This is a genomic window from Romboutsia hominis (assembly GCF_900002575.1).
Taxonomy (GTDB): domain Bacteria; phylum Bacillota; class Clostridia; order Peptostreptococcales; family Peptostreptococcaceae; genus Romboutsia_C; species Romboutsia_C hominis.
In genome coordinates, this window is sequence record NZ_LN650648.1 from 1,393,787 (window position 1) to 1,415,962 (window position 22,176).

Consider the following 22,176-nt stretch of genomic DNA (forward strand, 5'->3'; position numbering starts at 1 on the left):
ACATTTAATTTTTATATTAAAATATCCTACATATATCTTTAACCAAGATATATGTAGGATATTTTATCTATTTTAAACTTTCTAAAAGTTTATATGCATTCTCTTTAGTCGTTAATGTAAGTTTCGCATCATCTGTTAAACTCTCACCTACATACTTTTTATCTACAAATTCAGTTCCATTTTTTATTTTTATAAGGTATGGTTTACTCATATTTGATTTAGTTAATGTGGTATATGATATTATATCTTTTTCTTTATCATAATTCCATACTTGAACAGAAATAGCTGTAGTATCATGTAACTCTATCTCTGATGTTATATATACAGCTTCCACTTCTCCTCTAATAAGTTTTTTCATCTCATTTTTACATACTCCCATGTTATCCCCCTAATATTATAAGTTAAAGTTATGCTTTTTTATTATTTTAATCATATTATCTTTATTCTCTTTTAATTGGATTAATCTATGAGCATTAGCACCTGATGGGTGAGGAAATCCTATTAGTATTTGATCTCTATCTAATATTTTTTCATCTGCTAAATGTATCAAAACTTCTTCTACTGCTTTTCCCATAGGTATTATTAAAACCCCTTTTAAATCTTCTAATTTATTTTTAAAGTTGTTATTAATGTATTTCATCAGTAGCTTATTTTTCATAAGCTTTGGAGTATGGCCTGTATAATTTTTGCCATTTACAAAAACAGGATAAGGAATAAGAGCATCTGTGTATAACAAATGACTATTAGAATTAAATAATTCTTCACAACTTTTTATGTTTAAAGCTTCATTTAATTTAACTTCATCTAACATGTATATAATATTTTTAGTCAAACTTTTGCTAAATGGTGAAGAGATTTTGCAATTACTTTGTCTGTTATATATGTTATAAGAATTTTCTAATCCATTTTTAAAGTTAGATATATATGTACTCATCTGCTCAAATCCTGGTGTTATACCAACTATAAACACTCTAGTGCAAATACTTATTTTTTCACTTATTGGAATATAGTATATTTCTAGATTTTTATCCCTATCTAGCAGTAAGCCTTCTGTTAACAAATCTTCTCTAGTGTATTTTTCTTTATTTGGCAATCTTTTTATGATATTAATATAACCGTCTAAATTTTTCATAAAATTTCATCCTCTTTATCATTTGGTATTCATTTTATCTATAAATTTATTGTATAGTCTTAACATATGAGGCTCATTTTTTACGTATTTATCTAATTTATTTATAGGTATCCACATAACCCCACTATTTTCATCTTCTTTAACTATTAATTCTTCATTTTCATCAGCTTCCACTAAATATGCTATAGATAAATGAAGATGAGGGGCTACATATTTTCCTCTTTTGATGTGGCTTTTAACTTCTAATATGTCTATAGAAAATATATCATTTCCTATTATCCTTGGATTTTTAACACCTGTTTCTTCTTCTAGTTCTTTTATAGCCACCCTTAAAAAGTCATCATCTCCATCATTATGTCCTCCCATCCATGACCAAGTATTATAGATATTGTGATGTACCATTAAAACTTTATCACGTGATTTATTTACTACAAATGTAGAAGATGTTAGATGAGCTATTTCATTATTTCTAGTTAACACATCGTCAAAATCATTTATAGCTTTTAGTATTATTTCCTTATCTTTACTTTCTTGTTCATTAAATGGCTTATATTCTTTTATAGGTTTAATCCATTTCATATTATCATCTCCCTTGCTATATATAAGTATATATTAACATATAAATATGTAAATTAATGTAGCTTTTGTATTATTATTTTATATCTAAATAATTATTCAAATCTTCATTTTGCTTTATCATATATTTTACTAAAGCTATAATTCAAGTTACTACACTTAAAGTATTTGTAAGTATTATTAGTGTTTCAATGATTCCAAGTTTTTCTACTTGCATGAACCCTCTACTCTTTCCAAAATTATTTATTAAATAAGATTAAGTCAACAGTTTTTCTTTAAATATATTGCTCTCATGAGGAAGTATTGCTGTTGCACCAGTTTTAATACTGATTTTATCTAAGTTTACATTTATACCCATATATTTTATCGTAGTTTTTCAATAGATTTATTTTAAGATTATTTCTTATTCTACATAAGTCACTTTTAATCCTTTTACTTAGATATGATAATTTATTAGCTATATAAATTAATAAATAATTTCATAATATATGTAACAATCTGTTTATATATTTAATATATTTATAGTAAATATATTTTAAGGAGTTGACACTATGTATGAATATGCTTTAGATTTTTTAAATGAATATGTTGAAATATACTCATATCTATCTAAAGAAAAACTATACGGTGAAATCATAAGAGTAACTCCTATAGAAGTTGTTTTAAATAGAAAACATATAGATAAAGCATCCAATAAGAATTACGACTTGTATATACCTTTAACATCTATAATTTATATAAAGAAACTATAATATAAGGATATCAAAAATAAAAAGCTACAGCTTTAAGCTGTTGCTTTTATGAGTGTATTTGTTACTTTATTAACTTAAATATGCTATTAAAGAATTTATCGTATACTCTTGCAAAAACTTTTTTAGATAATATATATGTTACAAATATAGGGCTTGCAAGTATAATCCACATAGTCAAAATATTTTTATTCCAAGCAGGTACTAAATAAAATATTATTAATATTACGTATATATGGTAAACATACACATACATAGTCGACTTTCCCATTGAAGTGTAAAAGGTCTTTTTATTAGGTATCACAGTTAATATAAATGTAGAAAGTATTATACTACATAAATATAAAATAACCCTATATACACTACCCTTAAATATATTCATTCCAAGTTCTAAATAAGAGTATGAACCATATAAAAAGCTATAGCTTATAATATTATTTTCGGATATAAATAAAGCTAATGCTATAAACATACTTATTCCCAAAATGCTAATCCATATATTTATACTATTATATAACTTATTTAATGTATTTATATTAGTATAATATCCTAATAAGAAAAAGGGCAAATATACTATTGTTCTTGAAAAAGATAACATTGAACCATTAGGAACAAGCCCAATAAAAATACCAAGTATAAAACTTATAGGAAGTATATATTTAATCTTTATTAAATATTTAAGAGATATCCTCCAAAAAAATAGGCTTAATAAAAACCATAAGGTCCATCCCGGATATATAACTGGTATGTAAGTTTCCTTTGTATATAGATATGCCAAGGAATACCAAATTATATTTAATACAATATACGGTATAAGTAACTTTCTTAAAAGAAACTTTCTGCTTTTGTTTATATTTTTCGAAAGTAGCCCTGATATAAATATAAATAAAGGCATATGAAAAGTATATATAAATATATATATACCCATTAAAATATAATTTCCTTCCATATATCGTTCTATTAGATGACCAAATACTACAAAGAATATGAGTACAAACTTTATATTATCTATGTAGTAATTATTTTCAATTTTATTCATGGTTACTCCTTTACTTTTAAAACACTTACTATAATCATTATTCATAAAAATGTATCTATATATCTATTTTCTTTATATCATCTATTTCCTTTATAAATCTTAATATATATTCAGAATATTTATTTCCATCTCCTCTTACTATATCTATTGTATCTTCGTGTTCTGCTCTTTTTATTGTTTTAAGTATAGTATTTTCATCTAGATTATTTACTTTTTTAATAAAAGATATAGAAGTATTAACATTAATTAAAGAATCACTTTCTCCATGAATACACAGTATAGGTAAATTAACTTCTTTGTTTAAAAGGCTTATAGGATTTGCTTTTTTAATATTACTTTTATATACATAATTGTTCACCAATATTTTAGAGTATATAGAAGTACATTTTGAAAAATCAAGCACTCCAGACAATGATATAAAACCCTTTAATAAATCTTTATTAATATTATATTTTAACTGTCTATCATGGTCGAACACTAAACGAGAAGCTAATTCTCCACCTGCCGAATATCCTGCAATTACTATACTATTTATTTCTTTATTACATTCTATATAGTGTTTTAAAGCTTTAAATACATCATCTATCTGAGTTGGATATCTATGAAAAGGAACTAGCCTATATCCACATAATACAGTTTGATATCCTAATTTATAAAAAAATTTCCCTACACCACTATAAAGTGATGGATTTCCATGCCACCAGCCTCCACCATGTATAAAAAATATAGTTGACTTTAAATTACTGCTATAAGGAGTGTATACCTTATAATATTGTCTTTTATTATTACCATATCTAATAATTTTCCCTTTTATATTATTATCTTTTATATAGCTATTAGTTATAGTTTTGCCTATATTAAATAATTTAAGTTTTATGGATTTTAAGTTCATTTATATACCATCCTTGAATTTTTCTTCTAAATATATAAAAAGACATGAAGTTTAATTCATGTCTTTTTATATATTATATGCTATTATATTTTTATAATACTTATTCTAATTTCTATTTTATAGCTTCAAGTGCAGCTATATTTAACAAACTCCAAGGTTTATTAAAGTGAGGTTGGAAGAAAAAGTCTGTTACAGCCAATTCTTCCAAAGTCATTTCATTTTGTATAACTACAGATAATGTGTTCATAAATTGAGTTAAATCTACTTTAGATATAATTTGGCCACCTAAAATTTTATGATTATCTTTATCAAATACCAATTTTAAGATTACTTCCTCAAATGTTGGCATAAATTCAGGTCTATAATTATCTTTAACTATCACTGAGCCTACATTAAATTTAGTTGTTTTATTTGCCATTTCTTCTGTAAGTCCGGTTGATGCTATTGATAAATCATATATCTTTATTCCTGAAGTTCCTTGTGTTCCGAGATATTTTAATTTTGGTTCAACTAAGTTTTTAGCTATTAAAGTTCCCATTCTAACTGCATTCGTAGCAAGTGGTATATATCTAGTATCTTTAGCTGGATTATATTTAACTACGCAACAATCTCCTGCTGCAAAAACATCTTTAGCACTTGTTCTCATATACTCATCTATCATTATAGCTCCATTAGGTAACATATCTATTTTATCTTTAAGTAAGTGAGTATTAGGTTTAAACCCAATACAAAGTACAACTAAGTCTGCTTCAAATTTGCTTTTATTTGTTATAACCTTACTTACCTTACCATCTTTACCTTCAAATTTTTCGACCTTTTGACCTAGCTCTAACCTTACACCTTTTTCTGTAAAAGTTTTTTCTGCTATATCTGTAAATTCAGAATCTAAATATTTAGACATTATCCTATCTTCTGCATCTATTAATATAGTATTTTTGCCTTGAATTTTGAAGGCTTCAGCTAGTTCTACACCTATATAACCCGCACCTATTACAACTACATTTTTTGCATCTTTACTTTTATTTATTATAGTTTTTGCATGGTCGTAGTTTTTGCATAATACTATATTTTCTAACTCTCCTCCTTCAAATCTAGGGACTATTGGCCATGAGCCTAGTGTTAATATTAACTTATCGTAAGTGTCCTCTAATATTTCATTATCCATTAAGTTTTTTACCTTAACTTTTTTATTAATAAAATCTATATCTAAAACTTTATGTTTCATATTTGCTTTGATTCCTAAATCTTCTAAACCTTTAGGAGAGTTATAAAAAAGCTTTTCTGGCTCAGTTACAACTTTTGAAATACTTAATGCTATACCACATGATAAAAATGATATATTATCATTTTTTTCATATACTACTATTTCACTTTCTGGATATTTTTCTTTTATATTAATAACTGCAGCTGTTCCTGCATGAGTGCATCCTACAACTATAACTTTCATTATTTATACCTCCATATTGATATATTTTTAACATACTACATATATACCCAAAGCTTTATATAAAAAAACATAATTATTAATATTAGTATTATCTTATTTAGCTATAGTTATCTATATATTATTATAAATATCGTTATTTAAATAACTATTACTTATATAAATTATTCTATAATTAACAATTGTATGTTACTTTTTTGTTTTAGTTTACTATATTATAAGCATTAAATCCATATTATTATTTTTATACAAATAAAAAGCTTAGATATTTAATCTAAGCTTTGAGTAGTAATTTACTTCTTATAATGATTTTATAAATGTAACAACATCTTCTATTATCCAATCTGGTGTTGATGCACCAGCTGTTATTCCAATATTTTCATACTTTTTTAATGTATCTATATCTAATTCTTCCTTTGTTTCTATTGCATATGTATCTACATACTCTTTGCATATATTAACTAGTTTTTGAGTGTTTGAACTATGTTTTCCACCTATTACAACTACACAATCTACTTCATTTGATAATTCTCTAGCAGCTTCTTGTCTTACTTTTGTAGCTGAGCATATAGTATTATTTAATACTACATTATCTAAAATAGATTCTAAGTAATCTGTTATCTCTTTATATAATTCTATATTTATTGTAGTTTGAGCTACTACACAATATTTCTTAGTTTTATCAAATTCTAAATTTTTTGCATAATCTAGTGTTTTTATTATTATAGCATTATTTTTACACCATCCATTTATACCGATGACTTCTGGATGTTTATAGTCTCCTATAACTATTATCTGATACCCTTTATCATAGTAAGATTTAGCTTTTCTATGAATCTTTTTTACAAACGGGCAAGTTGTATCTATTATGCTTATATCTTTTTCTCTCGCTTCTATATATACATCTTCACTTACTCCATGAGATCTTATTATCATATGTTTTGAATTTGGAACAGAGTTTATATCATCAATAGTTAAAAGTCCTTTATTTTCATACTTTTTAACTGCTTGTTTATTATGTATAAGTGGACCTAGTGCATATATGCCATCACTATTTTTTTCTAATTCATTCCAAGCCATTTTCATAGCTCTTTTTACACCAAAACAAAATCCTGCTTCTTTAGCTATTTTTACGTTCATATCATTCTCCCTATATTAAAATAATTATTTTGAATGTATATAATAATTTTCTTTAATAACTTCTAATACATTTTGAGCTAATCTTTCATTATCCTCAGTAGTAAGCTTTTTACCATAGTATTCTTTAAATGATATAGGCTTATCTATATATACTGTAACTCTATTAAAAAACTTATAATTACTTATTATAGATATAGGAACAACATCAGCCTTTCCTTTTACGGCAAATACTGTAAGCCCACCTTTGGCCTGTCCAAATCCTGGTTCTTTAACTCTTGTTCCTTCTGGGAATATACCTAATATATACCCATCTTTTATAGATCTTAAAATATTTTTTATGGTTGACACGTCAGGCTTATCTCTATTTATCGGTATAACATTTAATTTATTTAAAATAAATGCCAGCGGTTTTGATTTAAATAATTCCTTCTTAGCAATAGCTGCTATTTCTCTATTTTGTATTGCTGATGCTATAAATATAGGGTCTAAGTTTGATTTATGATTACAAGCTATTATTATATTTCCTTCATTTGGAATATTCTCTTTTCCTATTACTTCAAATTTATAAAATGTTTTTGAAAACATTAAAAGAACTTTTGTTGCAAAATTATAAAAACTCACATCTATCTCCCTTCAAAACTAAACTTATTATAAATTTATTTTAGATATTACACTTTCAACAACATCATCTATAGTTTTTCCAGTTGTATCTATTTCTATAGCATCATCAGCCTTAACAAGTGGCGCAAATTCTCGATTTGAATCTATTTCATCTCTCTTAATTATATCTTTAATTATTTCTTCAAGAGTTGTTTCATATCCTTTTTCTTTTAATTCCTTGAAACGTCTTTGACCTCTTTCTTCTGGAGTTGCTACTAGATAGAATTTATAATCTGCATTAGGGAATACATATGAACCTATATCTCTTCCATCTAATATAACAGAATTTCTTTTTCCTATTTCTCTTTGAACATCTACCATTAAATATCTAACTTCTTTTATTTTAGCTACATTAGACACATTATTACTAACTTCCATAGTTCTTATTTCTTCTTTTAATATATTTCCATCTATATATATATTATTATCTCTAAAATCTATATCTGTGTCCTTGGCTAGCTTAACTACTTCTTCTTCGTTATTTATATCTATATTATTTTTTAAACACTTGTAAGTTATTGCTCTGTACATTGCACCTGTATCTATATAGTTTATATTTAACCTATTTGCTATTATTTTAGCTATTGTACTTTTACCTGCTCCTGCAGGACCATCTACTGCTATTACTAAATTTCTCATAATTGTTTCTCCTAACTTTTTATCTATTATCTAATAAAATTTATTTGTATATATTTGTTATTAGATCTTTTCTTAAGTCTTTAGCATCGTTTAAATATATATGTTTTATATCTTTTTTAGATTTGTCTGTATTTACATGCATCATAATTCTTATGCACATTTTAAGACTTCCATCTATATATTTTTCTTCAAAGTTAAGCATAGGAATATCTGTTATATCTAATATATCCCTAACTGCTACTGATGGATATACTTTATCTAAGTCATTTGTCATTGTAAAACACATACTTATTATATCATCAATATCTAATGCATTTTCTATTATTATAGTTTGTACTAACTTTGCAGTCTCATCAAGTATATCTGCTTTAGTATTAGAAACAACCGTTGTTGCACCTCTTATCGCTAATGTTTTCATATTAATCACCTATACACTTATTCCCGCTAAATATCCCGTTGAAAAGGCTATTTGTAAATTATAGCCCCCTGTTTCTGCATCTATATCTATTAATTCCCCTGTAAGATATAAATTTTTTATTATTTTTGATTCCATAGTTGAAGAGTTTATCTCTTTAACTGATATTCCACCACTTGTTACTTGCGATGTTTTTATTCCTTTAGTACCATTACAAGTAAGTTTCATAGATTTTATATAGCTTATTATTTTCTCTTCATCTGTTTTTGTTAATTCATTTGCTTTTTTATCAGTTAAATTAAGAATCTTAAGCACTTCTTTTAAAAAGTTTTGTGGAAGTAATCTTCTTAAATTATTTATTATATTTTTATTAGGATTCTCTCTTATTATTTTAGATATTTCATCTGAACTAGTATTTGGCAAGAAGTCTATGTTAAGTTCTATTAAGTTATCTTCTACATATTTATTTATATAAGAAGATAGTTTAAGTACACAAGGACCTGTTAGGCCAAAGTGTGCAAATAATATATCTCCCACTTGATATATCTTTTTATTTCTTATCTTACAAGATATTTCTACATTTTGTATAGATACACCTTGTAAATTTTTTATCCAATGCTCCTTTATAGTAAGTGGAGTAAGTGCTGGATATATTTTTTTCAATGTGTGATTATGTTTAACTAATATATCATACATTGATCCATCCGAACCTGTATGAGGGTAGCTTTTCCCTCCAGTTGATATTATAACCTTATCTCCCTTTATATTTTGACCATCATTAAGTATTACACCAGAAACTGCATCATTTTCTACTATTATATCTATAACTTGTTTATTATATATAACTTTAACACTGTTATCTTTTAAGTCATTTTTTAGGATATCTATAACTTCTTCTGATTTACCTGATTTAGTATATACCTTATGATCATTAAAATCTTCTATTATATATTCTAATCCATTACTTTTAAAATACTCCAATAAGCTATGATTAGTAAATGTATAAAAACTACTATATAAAAATTTTTTGTTAGTTACTATCTTATCAAAGAAATCTTCTATATCTCTATAATTAGTAAGATTACATCTTCCTCCGCCCGTGACTCTAAGCTTTTTTCCTAATTCTTCATTTCTTTCTATAAGTATAACTTCATTATTATTTTTTGAAGCTGTAATAGCTGCCATCATACCTGATGGACCACCACCAACTACTATTACTTTTGACATAAATATCTCCTATTCTAATGCAGAGTTGTTTATCTTTTCATTGTTTTTTATATGATTAGTATCATTCATTTTTATTATTACTGGGCCATAATCTCTATATTCTACTATGTTTAAAGCCGTATTATCTTGCTTTATTCTGTATATATTTTCCATACCTGAGTTTAAAAATGATAATAGTAATACTCTAACAGTTACAGAATGACTGACTAATAATATATGTTTGTCATTATATTTCTCATTTAATTCTTTTATAAATACTTCTAATCTATCCTTTATTAAATGAAGAGTTTCTCCACCTTCTATATTTACTAGATGAGGTTCATTTCTCCAAGTATTATAAGTTTCTAAATAATCTTTTTTAATTTCATCTATTAAAAGACCTTCCCAAACACCAAATCCCATTTCTCTAAGTGCAGGTGTTTCTTTTACCTTAACACCTATTTTTTCTCCTATAAGATTAGCAGTTTGTAGCGCCCTTCCTAAATCACTACTGTATATGTAATCTATTGGGTACTCTTTTAAAGCTTCACCAAGACAAATTGCTTGTTCTTCTCCCTTAGCTGTTAAATCAGAGTTTCCATGCCCTTGCGTTTTACCTAATATGTTCCAATTGGTTTGTCCATGTCTTACTATATAAAATGTATTAGCCATCTGTTGCCTCCTATGTTGTATATAGTTATTTTTATCTTTTACTAAATTTTTATTATACCATAAATATAATTTATTAAAAAGATATATCCTTTTAACTATTCCCTAAATATTATTTTCAATAAGTATCTCTATTTGTGCTAGTGCTTTTATTTCACCACTACTATTTGCTCTTGTTATTATATATACTTCATGGAAATCTCCAATAACTTTTACATTTTTTTCCTTTATATAGTTTATTATTAAATTATAGTATTTTTTAATATCATAAAAGGTATCATCAAAATACATTGTAAGGTAGTTTCCTTTAGGTAGGATTATTATTCTCTCATCTGTATTTAATACATCTTCTGTTTTTATCATAGTTCTTGTATAAGTTAATTTATCTTTATTTATTAAGTCATTGTAAGATGTTGAAAAAACTATTTGATAATTAAATGTATTATACATTTCTTCTATTTCTACTAGACTTTTTCTAAGATTCATTTCAAATTCTTCTGTATACCTTCCAGAGTAATTATATTTTATCATTTTTCTTTCTTCATTATATTTTATGAATACATTATTAAGTCCAATAGCAAGCGAGTCTTTTATATCATTTTCAAGGTGTTCTATACTTTCCTTTATAGTATTTAACTCATGTAGTTTTTTGTTTACAAGATCCTTTTGTTTTTCAAGTGTTTTTAGTATAGATCCTAATGAATCATAGTCATTCATTACATCCTTTATTTCATCTAAGGATAGACCTATTGCTTTACATTTTTTTATAATATCAAGCTTCATAAAACTTTTTATAGAATAATATCTATATCCTGTTTTTTCATTTATATAATCTGGGTTTAATAAATTATATCGATCGTAATGTCTTAATGTTTCTATGGATATATTATTTAATTTAGCCATTTCTCCTATTGAAAAGTATTTTTCCATTTAATCACCTCTAAATTTATATCTTTTTATAGTATATGCTAAATGACCATATACTTAAAGAGATAACATGCTTTTATAAAATAAATCTAATAAAAGAACAGTTTCAAAAATAAAATTAACATTAAAATAAACTATACATTTTTAATTTACAAAAATAATAAAAAGCTATGAACAATAAAGATTTTACTCTATTGTTCATAGCTTTACTTTTTACTGTGCAGTTTCTACAAGTTTATTTATTGATTTAGTTGTTGAAGTTTTTATATTAGCTATTAAGTTTATTGCTATAAATGTTAATGATTCAGATACTAATGTACCTGCCCATATACCATCTGCACCGAATACTTTAGATAGTACAAATAAAGATATCGGTAAGAATATAACAGATCTAAATAAACATATTAAAGTAGATAACTTTGGCATTTCTATAGCTTGGTAAAACACTATTGTTCCTATATTTAACCCAACCATGAAATAACTTAAAGTTCCTAGCTTAACAGCAAAATATGCTATTTCTAATATTTGTTTATCATTTGTAAAAATTCCTATTATTTGTTTTCCAAATACATAACATATTACTACAAATACAGCTGTTGTAACTATAGATGCCATAGAATTAATTTTGTAATATTTTAACACCTTATCTTTATCTTTTCTCCCAAAGTTATAACTAATAAGAGGTTGTGCTCCTAATGTCAATCCAAATAGTACCATATATATATTAGTTCCAATATAATTTAATATACTATATGCCGATACTCCTATTTCTCCCATAACATTTACTAATGTCAAATTATGAACAAGCACTATAAAAGAGAAACTTATTTGAGATAAGAAAGAAGGAAACCCTATCTTTAATAAATCACTTATAACTTCTTTTTCTATTTTTACTTTCCCAAAAGTTAAACAACCTTTTTTCTGTATAAAATGAGGAAGCATTATAGCTACTGTTACTATCTGTCCAAGTCCTGTTGCTATAGCTGCACCTTTTATTCCAAGTCCAAATGGGAATATGAATACATAATCTAATATTATATTAGTTATAGCACCTGCTATTATGGAATACATTGCTAATTTTGGTTTTCCGTCATTTCTTACGAAACTGTTAAGTGCTAATCCTACTAGGTTAGGAATACAAAATATTGCATAGTATTTTAAATAGTCAACTGCCAATGTTTCAAGAGCTTCCGTCGCTCCTAGCATTTTTACTATAGGCTTTGCAAATATAACACATACTAAACTTATAAATACAGTTACTATAAGTAAGAATTTACATACCTGTCTAAATATATTTACTGCTTTTTCAATATTTTTAGCTCCTATATTTTTAGAGATTAAAGCTCCTCCCCCTACAGCCATCATATTAGCTATACCAACTAACATTACTGTAAATGGCAGTACTATATTGACTGCTGCTAACGCGTTATCTCCTACACCTTGCCCAACAAAAATTCCATCTATTATAGTGTATAATGCCGATACAAGCATAGCGAAGGCAGAAGGGATTGCATATTTTAAAAACTCACTTATCATAATATCACTCCTTTTCACTTTCTTTCTTTTAAAATTATAAACTCTTGTGTAACAAAAGGGTCAATATATTTTTTATCAAATTCATTAAAAAGTACATACTATTTAATAAAAACCGATAAATAGTTTACAATATTGATTTATTTTTAATTATACTAAATTAATAATTTATATATTAATATTTGGTTTATAAATAGAGAGTTATTATGTATAATTATGAATATATGATTATTACTGTAAATTTTGGGAATAAATTATTGTAGCTATTTACCATTTACTAATCAATATTACATTAGACTATATAATTGTAATTTGCAAACAATTATATTAAGAATTAGATTAAGGAAGGAGTATTTTATGATTTCTAATTTTTTAGTTAAATCTTTCATTAAAAATAGTGAGGATATTAATAATGAAAGTGTTAGGAATAGATATGGTTACTTAGCTGGGATTGTTGGTATAGTTTTAAATTTACTACTGTTTATAATGAAATTTTCAGTAGGATTTATAACATCTAGTATCGCAATAACAGCTGATGCTTTTAACAATTTCTCTGATATGGCATCTTCTATTATAACTATAGTAGGATTTAAGTTAGCTAGTATGCCTCCAGATAAAGAGCATCCCTTTGGGCATGGACGAATAGAGTATATATCAGCCTTAATAGTTGCATTTATGGTTATGTTTGTTGGTGTAAGCTTTACGAAAACTTCTATACAAAGAATACTAAACCCAGAAGTTGTAGTATTTGAATTTGTACCATTTATATTATTAATTATATCAATTGCAATAAAACTTTGGCTAAGTAGATTTAATAAGCATATTGGGCAAAAAATTGACTCATCTGCACTTAAAGCATCTGCAGCAGATGCACTTGGTGATGTATTTACTTCAAGTTGTGTTGTATTATCTTATCTAGCATCAAAGTATATATCTTTTCCGATAGATGGTTATATAGGTGTTTTAGTTTCTCTAGCTATAATCTATGCAGGATTTACGTTAGTCAAGGAAACTATAAGTCCTTTACTTGGAGAAGCTCCAGATCCACATTTAGTTAAAGCTATAAATGAAAAATTATTATCTTACGACTATATATCAGGAGTACACGACTTAATAATTCATAACTATGGTGTTGGAAGACGTATAGCATCTGTACATGTTGAAATTCCTGCTACTATAGATATTATGACCATACATAATATTATAGATAATGCCGAATATGATATATCTAAGGAACTTAATATCCATTTAGTTATTCACATGGATCCTATATGTATGAAAGATAGTGAAATAGTTAAAACAAGAAATGAGCTTAATGAGATATTAAAAAAACATAAAGATATTAAATCTATGCATGATTTTAGAATTATTGGTAATGATGATGTAAAAACTTTAGTATTTGATGTGGTAACTTCCCATGATAAAGATACATCTGATGACGAAATAATAAAATATATAAAAGATGAAGTTAAAAAAATACATCCTCATTATAAATGTAAAATAATAATAGATAAGGACTATCATTAAAGTAAAGGGTGCCTAAATTCAAATAAATTTAGGCACCTTTTATTTTGCAAAAGTTTATAATAATACAAATATGTATTAAATATAGTAATTTAATTTTGTTATATTATTAAAGTATTATCTCATATATAAGTTTAACGCCTACTAAAAATGCCATAATCAAAATATAAGTGCTTCTATCTACAATTATCTCCTTATTTTGTTTTTTATGAGAATATTTTTTTCATATATGATAACTTAAAATATAATTTTAATAATTGAATTTTGTTTTTTACAGGAATTATCAAACTAATATTAATCTATCTTAATATTTACTTTATGCACTAAAAACTATTTTTTATCTGTATTAAGATTAAGTATAATTAACTTATAGTAGTATATTATATATAAATTTGATATATTTTTAATATGAGTAAATTTACTTGGAGGTATTTAATGAATCATTGGAATGAATTAATATATATATATCCATTTTTAAATACATTAGATGAAGAAACTAAATCAATTATAAAAAATTCTTTAATAATTAGAGAATTTGATAGTGATTATACATTAATATATGAAAGCTCTTCTTGCTTAGGTTTCTCTCTTATAATAAGCGGATCTATAAGAGTGTATAAATTATCGGATAAAGGTAGAGAGGTGACACTTTATAAATTAGAGAAGGGTGATACTTGTTATCTTTCTATGTCTTGTATGCTAACTAATAAACATTTTCCAGCATTTGCAGAAGTTATAGAACCAACAGTTATTGCTTTTATACCAAGTTCTATATTTAATAAGTATATTTATAATACATTAGAATTTCAAAAGTATATATTTGAAAATCTTTATACTAAATTTAACAATGTATTAAAAGTATTAGAGGAATTAGCTTTTGAAAGTGTAGATATTAGAATAGCAAAATATTTATTATTAATTTCTCAAAAAGCTAATAGCAGCAAGTACTTATATTTAACTCAGGAAAAAATAGCACAGGAGCTTGGAACTAGTAGGGAGGTTGTAAGTCGTATACTTACTGATTTTAAGAATAAAGGTATACTTATTTCAAGTAGAGGTAAAATTAGTATATTAGATTTTGACAAATTAAATAACATAGCAAAGTTATAGCTTTGCTATGTTTATTTTTTCGTGTATAACTATAATATTATTTACCACTTTCCACTTAATAAAAAGTTCTTAGCTTTTTCATCTGCTTTAATTACAATATTTTTATCATAGCCCATAAATTCAAGAAGTCTTATAGCATTTCTGGTTTCTGATCTTCCCTTATGCAATTTATAGTCAAATTTTATATCTTTATTTGTTATAGTTTCTTCAAAGTGATAATTTTCAAATTTATCTTCAAGTATATGAGTAAGTTCTATATCGTGAGTTGCCGCAAAGCACAAAGTGTTACTTTTATAAAGAGCTGATAGTACTTCACAAGAAGAAGCTATACGCTCTATGGTATTAGTTCCTCTTAATATTTCATCTACAAAGCATAAGCATGGTATATCTTTCTTAGAGTTGTCTATTATCCTCTTTAGAGATTTTATTTCTACTATATAATAACTTTCATTGCTAAATATATCGTCCTTTAAAGCCATTGATGTATATATGTTAAAATATGATGAGTTGTACTCCCTTGAAGTAGTTGTATATATAGTTTGAGCAAGTATTGCATTTATTGCTATAGTCTTTATAAAAGTTGATTTTCCTGACGCGTTTGAACCTGTGATTAACACATTTTTATCAAAGTTAGCAGAGTTAGATACAGTTTTTTTTATAAGTGGATGATATATATCAACAAAATTTATATGGTTATTGTATTTACTTGTGCTAATTTCAAGATTTGGTTTAGAATAATAATCTAGACTATCTCTAAATGACGCAATTGCTATAAGAGCATCTATAGTCCCTACATAATCATATATAGCTTTAAAGTCATCTGCATTTTTTATAACAGTACTTTTGACTTTTTCATATCTCTTAAGCTCTTTTAAAAATATTAAGTTCATATATTCACTAAATATTTTCATATCATCCATCATTGCATTACTATCTGCGCCTAGCGATTTTTTTCTAATATGTTTAATATTATCTAAGTTTCTTGATATATCTTTTAAGTTATCATTTATTTCATTTATATTTAAATTTGTTATTTTTTTAGTTGCATTTATTAAAGATATCATATATGTAAAACCGTCTACATTATAATTGTATCTTTCATTTCTTTGACTTATAAATACATTGTATGTAGCAGATGCTATTAAAAGTAGTATAAAATACCTATTAAAAAATATTAGTGTTAAGCTTATTATTGGTATGTATGATAATATAGTATACCTTAGTAACCTACTTTTGCTATTATCACTTTTATTAAATAAACAATTTGTAGTATATAAATCATTGCTTATTCCTAATTTTGCTAATATATATTGTACTTCAAATCTTTTATCTGGATTTTTCATAAAATATTCTATTAAGTTGTCTCTTTTTATAAGTTCTTCTTTTTCGTATAAAGGTATTCTTAGAATATTATATAAAACTTCTCTTCCTGATGTACTTTGAGTATTATTTATTTTTTTGTATATGTCATCCATGCTTAAATCATTCCATGTTATATCATCTATAAATTCTTTTTCATTAATATTTTTAAAGTAACTAGAGACACTATCCATTTTATAGTTAATATCTTCTATATCTAATTCTTTACCATATTTTTTTAATATATCTTTTTTTATTGTCTTATCTTTCTTTATCTTAAAGTATAGTTCTATAGAGAAAAGGATTAATAATAGAGCTATAAAACCAAATATAAATTCTAGGATATTGATGTTTAAATTAATATTTTCCATTTATTCCTCCTATGTACCATTATGACTTATTAGTTATAATTTACTTTCTTTTCAAAGGCATTTAATATTAACTTGTATATAATAAATATTATATTATTTATTATCTTTATTAACTAATTTTCTTAAATTTACTATTCTAGATATTATATCTTCAAACTCTTTATTTCCTTTTAAATTGATAAATGTTGTATTTAGTGAATCTATTAGTATTTGTAGTACATCTACATTTACTGACTCCTCTTTCTTTATATCATCAAGATTGTCAAAGTATGCTATTTTATTAAGTTGCCTAGGTATATCTGTACCCAAATATTCTAAACTATCTACCAATCTATTTAAGTACATTAATGAAGCTTTTATATCTCCTTTTTTTAAATTAATATGTGCTAAGTTTGAATTTAAAAATGAACCCATTTGATTTCCATCATATACTAACTTGTCAATATCGATAGCTAATTGATAATACATACTAGCTTTAGAGTAATCTATACTATTCTCGTCCATATCATCTTTGTAACTATAGTAAGAAATGGCTAGTCCCATGCAAGACGTTATAGCTTCTCCAATTGAAGTATTTAAATTTTGTTGCATAAGTTTTCTTGCTTCATTTATTTTATCCTGTTGCATATATATAAGAGGTAGCATTACATCTGGATTGCAATTTGGTTTGTATATTTTTTTTAAAACTTCTTCAGCCTTATCATTTTTATCTACTATCATATAGTTACTGCTTAATTGCATAAGAGAATATTCTTTTAACTCTATATCATTTGTATTATCTACTATATCTTCTAAAATTTCTATTATTCTATTTGTTATATCTTCTTTATTTAAATCTGTTTCTTTTATCATAGCAAGAGAATAAATATGAGTTAGTTTAAATTTAAGTTTGTAATTAGATGGATAATTTTTCATATAACTTTCACATAGTTTAATAGACTCTTCTATTGAATTTATAGATATTAATTCTTCACACTCTTTAATTATTTTTGCGATATCATTTTCATCAAGTTCTTTTCTATAATTTAACAAATCATCAATATTTACTTCAAAGTAATTTGCTAGTACAGGAAGATATGTTATATCCGGAAAACTTACACCCTTTTCCCACTTAGATACTGCTGGTATTGATACTCCATTAATACTTGCTAATTGTTCTTGAGTAATATTTTTCTTTCTTCTTAATAACTTAATATTTTCCCCTATTTTTATTTTCTCCATTAATTTACTCCTTTTATGTGTTATATTTATAGTATAAATTAAGTTTTGTATGTTAACAATGGACGTATAATTAACTTCTGATTAAATTTTTTAACTATTGGTTAAAACTATCATTTACATAAAAATAAAAGACTTAATAAGTTATAACTTATTAAGTCTTTTATTTTTGCGGTTTCAATTTTATTTAACTAGTTTTTAGTAGATACCTCTATATTTTCTCCATCGGCATCTATAACTACAGTACATCCGCTATAAACTTCTCCAGAGATTATTTTTCTAGCTATTTTTGTTTCTAATGTATTTGATATATATCTCTTAAGTGGTCTAGCACCATATACTGGATCGTACCCTTCTTTTGCCATAACTTCTTTAGCACCATCAGTTATTTTTATATCTATATTTTTTTCACTAAGTCTTTTTCTTAATGCATCTACAAATATATCTATTATTTTTTTGATTCCTTCTAAACTAAGTGGCTTAAACATTATTATATCATCAACTCTATTTAAGAATTCTGGCTTAAATCTATGTTTCATTTCATTCATAACCATATCTTTTGTAAATTCATCTATGTTTTCACCAGCTTCTAATAGATGATGACTACCTATGTTTGATGTCATTATTATAAGTGTATTTTTAAAGTCTACTGTTTTACCTTTATTATCAGTAAGTCTACCATCATCTAATATCTGAAGGAATATATTAAATACATCTTCATGTGCTTTTTCTATTTCATCAAATAGTATTACAGAGTATGGGTGTCTTCTAACAGCTTCTGTTAATTGACCTCCTTCTTCATATCCTACATAACCTGGAGGAGGTCCTATAAGTCTAGATACTGCATGTTTTTCCATGTACTCACTCATATCTATTCTTATAATGTTGTCTTCACTATCAAATAAGTTGTTAGCTAAAGTTTTAGCAAGCTCTGTTTTACCAACTCCTGTTGGCCCTAAGAATATGAATGAACCTATTGGTTTTTTCTCATCTTTAAGTCCTGCACGAGCTCTTATTACTGCATTAGATACTGCTGTTACTGCTTCATCTTGTCCTATAACTCTTTTGTGAAGATCATCTTCTAACTTAAGAAGCTTTTCTCTTTCACCTTCTACTAATTTAGTTACAGGTATGCCAGTCCATTTAGCTACTATTTGAGATATTTCATTTTCTGTTACTTCTTCTTTTAATAATGCATTTTCATAACTTGATGCCATTTTTTCTTCATGATTTTGTATTTGTTCTTCTAACTTTGGTATTATACCATATTTTAATTCTGCTGCTTTGTTAAAGTCATATTCTCTTTCATATCTTTCAACATCGCCTTTAGCCTTATCTAATTCCTCTTTTAAATTTCTTATATCAAGTATTTGTTTTTTCTCATTTTCATATTTAGCAGTCATTTCATCATTCTTAGATTTTAACTCTGCTAACTCTTTTCCTAGATTTTCTAATCTATTTTTACTTTTTTCATCATTTTCCTTAAGAAGTGCTTCTTTTTCAGTTTCAAGCGTAAATATTCTTCTTCTTACAGTGTCTAGTTCTGTTGGTAAAGAATCTATCTCACTTCTAATCATAGCACCAGCTTCATCTATTAAGTCTATTGCTTTATCAGGAAGGTATCTATCTTGTATATATCTATCTGATAATTTAGCAGCAGCTACTATTGCGTTATCATGTATTCTTATACCATGATGTATTTCAAATCTTTCTTTAAGCCCACGAAGTATAGATATAGTATCTGATACACTTGGTTCCTCTGCTATAACTGGTTGGAAACGTCTTTCAAGTGCTTTATCTTTTTCTATATATTGTCTATATTCATCAAATGTAGTAGCACCTATACAATTAAGTTCTCCACGAGCTAACATTGGTTTTATTAGGTTACCAGCATCCATTGCTCCATCAGTTTTACCAGCACCTACTATTGTGTGTATCTCATCTATAAATAGTATTATTTTTCCTTCTGAAGATTGAACTTCTTTAAGTACTGCTTTTAATCTTTCTTCAAATTCCCCTCTATATTTTGCACCTGCTATTAATGAACCCATATCTAGTGCATAAATAACTTTATCCTTAAGTCCTTCTGGTACATCTCCACGAACTATTCTTTCTGCTAATCCTTCAACTATTGCAGTTTTACCAACACCAGGTTCACCTATAAGTACTGGATTATTTTTAGTTCTTCTTGATAATATTCTTATAACTCTTCTTATTTCTTCGTCACGACCTATAACTGGATCTAATTTATTTTTCTTAGCTAAATCTACTAAATTAGTTCCATATCTAGTTAGTGCTTCATAAGTGCCTTCAGGATCTTGAGTTTCTACTCTTTGACTTCCACGAACTTGTGATAGTACTTCTAAGAAATTACTTTTATTTATATTGTATTGTCTTAATACTTTTCCTACTGGTGTATTACCTTCCATATCTATCATAGCAAGCATTACATGTTCTACACTTATATAAGAATCTTTAAATTCTTTAGATATTTCTTCTGCTTTTATTAAAATTTCATTTATTCTTCTTGTAGCTGTAACACCTTGTGAACTTATACCTTCTCCATGAATTTGAGGTAATTTGCTCAGTTCCATATCTATACTATTTTTTACTGAATCTACTGATACACCCATTTTTTCTAATATATTAGGTATAAGTCCATCTTCTTGATTGACTAATGCACTTAATAAGTGTATAACATCTATTTGTTGATTATGGTTTTTAACACCTATATTATAAGCTTCATTTAAAGCTTTTTGTACCCTTACAGTCATTCTTTCTATATCCATATGTATCCCTCCACTATCATAATATATATTATTTTCAGTAAAATCTTAATTGTTTATTTTATTTAGAATTTTCTTATTAGCACTCTATTTAGTTGAGTGCTAATAATTTATTAACTACAATATACTCCTATAAAAATACTTTGTCAATAGTTTTTTATCTTATTTGTCAATATAAAATATATAAAAGTAAAAGCACCTATTACAATTCATTGGAATAGGTGCTTTTACTTTAGCTTTTCATATTATATTCTTGTAATTTTTTAATGTTTTCTAATTCCTTTATAAAATCATTAGCCTGAATATAATCTATATATAAAAGACAAGAAACCTCTTTTGTTTTTTCACTTATTCTAGTAGTTATTCTAATATGATCCTCTAATTTCTTTGTGTAAAATTTGTATATTAAATCAAGGTGTACTCTATCTCCGTTTAATATTATATCTATACTTTCCTTAGGAATTTCCACATCTACATTTTTTTGAGTACAACCCTTAGATATATTATTATATTTAGTATATTTATAAGAATATCCCTTATAATCAAATCTATTGCTTTCCTTTATTCTATTTAATATATACTCTCCCTCTTCCTCTTTTAGAAAGTCTTCTTCTTCAAAGAAATAATATTTAGCGAAATAGTCTAATTTATATTTTCCCATAGTTTCCTCCTGAGTTATATAATAATAGTATTCCTATATTTAATAATTATATGAAGATTATTTAGAATTAAATTATTGCAAATATATAAGGATTTAAGGATAAATAAAAAGACTAGATTATACTAA

Annotated in this window: 22 protein-coding genes; 3 read left to right on the forward strand and 19 right to left on the reverse strand. The window is 25.7% G+C overall.

Annotated elements, in window-relative coordinates; translation table 11 throughout:
• Positions 1-67 precede the first annotated feature (67 nt).
• The 4 genes from FRIFI_RS06705 to FRIFI_RS15535 all read right to left on the reverse strand — a co-directional run bounded on the left by FRIFI_RS06705 (position 68) and on the right by FRIFI_RS15535 (position 1,955).
• A complete protein-coding gene (locus FRIFI_RS06705) occupies positions 68-379 on the reverse strand; it encodes a hypothetical protein (RefSeq protein ID WP_092925833.1) in 312 nt (103 codons plus the stop codon).
• Positions 380-394: 15 nt separating this feature from the next.
• Positions 395-1,132, reverse strand: coding sequence for a hypothetical protein (locus tag FRIFI_RS06710; RefSeq protein ID WP_092925831.1), 738 nt, complete (start codon positions 1,130-1,132; stop codon positions 395-397).
• Positions 1,133-1,150: 18 nt separating this feature from the next.
• Entirely contained in the window at positions 1,151-1,711 is a 561-nt protein-coding gene (locus FRIFI_RS06715) for an NUDIX hydrolase (protein ID WP_092925829.1), read from the reverse strand.
• A 142-nt stretch (positions 1,712-1,853) separates the two neighbouring features.
• A complete protein-coding gene (locus FRIFI_RS15535; RefSeq protein ID WP_202819474.1) occupies positions 1,854-1,955 on the reverse strand; it encodes a P1 family peptidase in 102 nt (33 codons plus the stop codon).
• Between the two features lie 304 nt (positions 1,956-2,259).
• On the opposite strand from FRIFI_RS15535, the gene FRIFI_RS06725 reads away from it, so the two are divergent.
• Positions 2,260-2,460: a hypothetical protein gene (locus tag FRIFI_RS06725; protein ID WP_092925827.1), complete on the forward strand. Its 201-nt coding sequence runs from the start codon at positions 2,260-2,262 to the stop codon at positions 2,458-2,460.
• Between the two features lie 61 nt (positions 2,461-2,521).
• Here FRIFI_RS06725 and FRIFI_RS06730 read toward each other — a convergent pair whose 3' ends face one another.
• The 11 genes from FRIFI_RS06730 to FRIFI_RS06780 all read right to left on the reverse strand — a co-directional run bounded on the left by FRIFI_RS06730 (position 2,522) and on the right by FRIFI_RS06780 (position 13,024).
• Entirely contained in the window at positions 2,522-3,496 is a 975-nt protein-coding gene (locus FRIFI_RS06730) for an acyltransferase family protein (protein WP_166505398.1), read from the reverse strand.
• A 55-nt stretch (positions 3,497-3,551) separates the two neighbouring features.
• Positions 3,552-4,388 carry an alpha/beta hydrolase gene (locus FRIFI_RS06735; RefSeq protein WP_092925823.1) on the reverse strand — a complete coding sequence of 279 codons (837 nt, stop codon included), beginning with the start codon at positions 4,386-4,388 and terminating at the stop codon, positions 3,552-3,554.
• 112 nt (positions 4,389-4,500) lie between these two features.
• The gene (locus tag FRIFI_RS06740; protein WP_092925821.1) at positions 4,501-5,835 is read right to left on the reverse strand and encodes an FAD-dependent oxidoreductase; all 1,335 of its coding nucleotides are present in this window, start codon (positions 5,833-5,835) and stop codon (positions 4,501-4,503) included.
• 297 nt (positions 5,836-6,132) lie between these two features.
• On the reverse strand, positions 6,133-6,972 hold the full coding sequence (locus FRIFI_RS06745; protein WP_166505399.1) for a 4-hydroxy-3-methylbut-2-enyl diphosphate reductase: 840 nt from the start codon (positions 6,970-6,972) through the stop codon (positions 6,133-6,135).
• A 24-nt stretch (positions 6,973-6,996) separates the two neighbouring features.
• Complete coding sequence (locus tag FRIFI_RS06750; protein ID WP_240275826.1) at positions 6,997-7,593, reverse strand: lysophospholipid acyltransferase family protein; 597 nt, start codon at positions 7,591-7,593, stop codon at positions 6,997-6,999.
• Positions 7,594-7,620: 27 nt separating this feature from the next.
• Positions 7,621-8,271, reverse strand: a complete 651-nt coding sequence (gene cmk, locus FRIFI_RS06755) for a (d)CMP kinase (RefSeq protein WP_092925817.1) — start codon at positions 8,269-8,271, stop codon at positions 7,621-7,623.
• Between the two features lie 40 nt (positions 8,272-8,311).
• Positions 8,312-8,689 carry a chorismate mutase gene (aroH, locus tag FRIFI_RS06760; RefSeq protein ID WP_166505400.1) on the reverse strand — a complete coding sequence of 126 codons (378 nt, stop codon included), beginning with the start codon at positions 8,687-8,689 and terminating at the stop codon, positions 8,312-8,314.
• Between the two features lie 9 nt (positions 8,690-8,698).
• On the reverse strand, positions 8,699-9,913 hold the full coding sequence (locus tag FRIFI_RS06765) for a BaiN/RdsA family NAD(P)/FAD-dependent oxidoreductase (protein ID WP_166505401.1): 1,215 nt from the start codon (positions 9,911-9,913) through the stop codon (positions 8,699-8,701).
• A gap of 9 nt (positions 9,914-9,922) precedes the next feature.
• Complete coding sequence (locus tag FRIFI_RS06770; protein WP_092925812.1) at positions 9,923-10,564, reverse strand: histidine phosphatase family protein; 642 nt, start codon at positions 10,562-10,564, stop codon at positions 9,923-9,925.
• Between the two features lie 102 nt (positions 10,565-10,666).
• On the reverse strand, positions 10,667-11,491 hold the full coding sequence (locus tag FRIFI_RS06775; protein ID WP_166505402.1) for a MerR family transcriptional regulator: 825 nt from the start codon (positions 11,489-11,491) through the stop codon (positions 10,667-10,669).
• A 210-nt stretch (positions 11,492-11,701) separates the two neighbouring features.
• Positions 11,702-13,024, reverse strand: coding sequence for an MATE family efflux transporter (locus FRIFI_RS06780; RefSeq protein ID WP_092925808.1), 1,323 nt, complete (start codon positions 13,022-13,024; stop codon positions 11,702-11,704).
• Positions 13,025-13,378: 354 nt separating this feature from the next.
• On the opposite strand from FRIFI_RS06780, the gene FRIFI_RS06785 reads away from it, so the two are divergent.
• Together FRIFI_RS06785 and FRIFI_RS06790 are read left to right on the forward strand one after the other, a co-directional pair.
• Entirely contained in the window at positions 13,379-14,548 is a 1,170-nt protein-coding gene (locus tag FRIFI_RS06785) for a cation diffusion facilitator family transporter (protein WP_166505403.1), read from the forward strand.
• Between the two features lie 432 nt (positions 14,549-14,980).
• Positions 14,981-15,655 carry a Crp/Fnr family transcriptional regulator gene (locus tag FRIFI_RS06790; RefSeq protein ID WP_166505404.1) on the forward strand — a complete coding sequence of 225 codons (675 nt, stop codon included), beginning with the start codon at positions 14,981-14,983 and terminating at the stop codon, positions 15,653-15,655.
• 41 nt (positions 15,656-15,696) lie between these two features.
• On the opposite strand, the gene FRIFI_RS06795 is transcribed toward FRIFI_RS06790, so the two are convergent.
• From FRIFI_RS06795 to FRIFI_RS06810, 4 genes are all read right to left on the reverse strand, one after another.
• Positions 15,697-17,385, reverse strand: a complete 1,689-nt coding sequence (locus FRIFI_RS06795) for a MutS-related protein (RefSeq protein WP_166505405.1) — start codon at positions 17,383-17,385, stop codon at positions 15,697-15,699.
• 93 nt (positions 17,386-17,478) lie between these two features.
• Positions 17,479-18,606 carry a helix-turn-helix domain-containing protein gene (locus FRIFI_RS06800; protein ID WP_166505406.1) on the reverse strand — a complete coding sequence of 376 codons (1,128 nt, stop codon included), beginning with the start codon at positions 18,604-18,606 and terminating at the stop codon, positions 17,479-17,481.
• A 188-nt stretch (positions 18,607-18,794) separates the two neighbouring features.
• On the reverse strand, positions 18,795-21,392 hold the full coding sequence (gene clpB, locus FRIFI_RS06805; RefSeq protein WP_092925798.1) for an ATP-dependent chaperone ClpB: 2,598 nt from the start codon (positions 21,390-21,392) through the stop codon (positions 18,795-18,797).
• Between the two features lie 229 nt (positions 21,393-21,621).
• Complete coding sequence (locus tag FRIFI_RS06810; RefSeq protein WP_092925796.1) at positions 21,622-22,050, reverse strand: hypothetical protein; 429 nt, start codon at positions 22,048-22,050, stop codon at positions 21,622-21,624.
• Positions 22,051-22,176 lie beyond the last annotated feature (126 nt).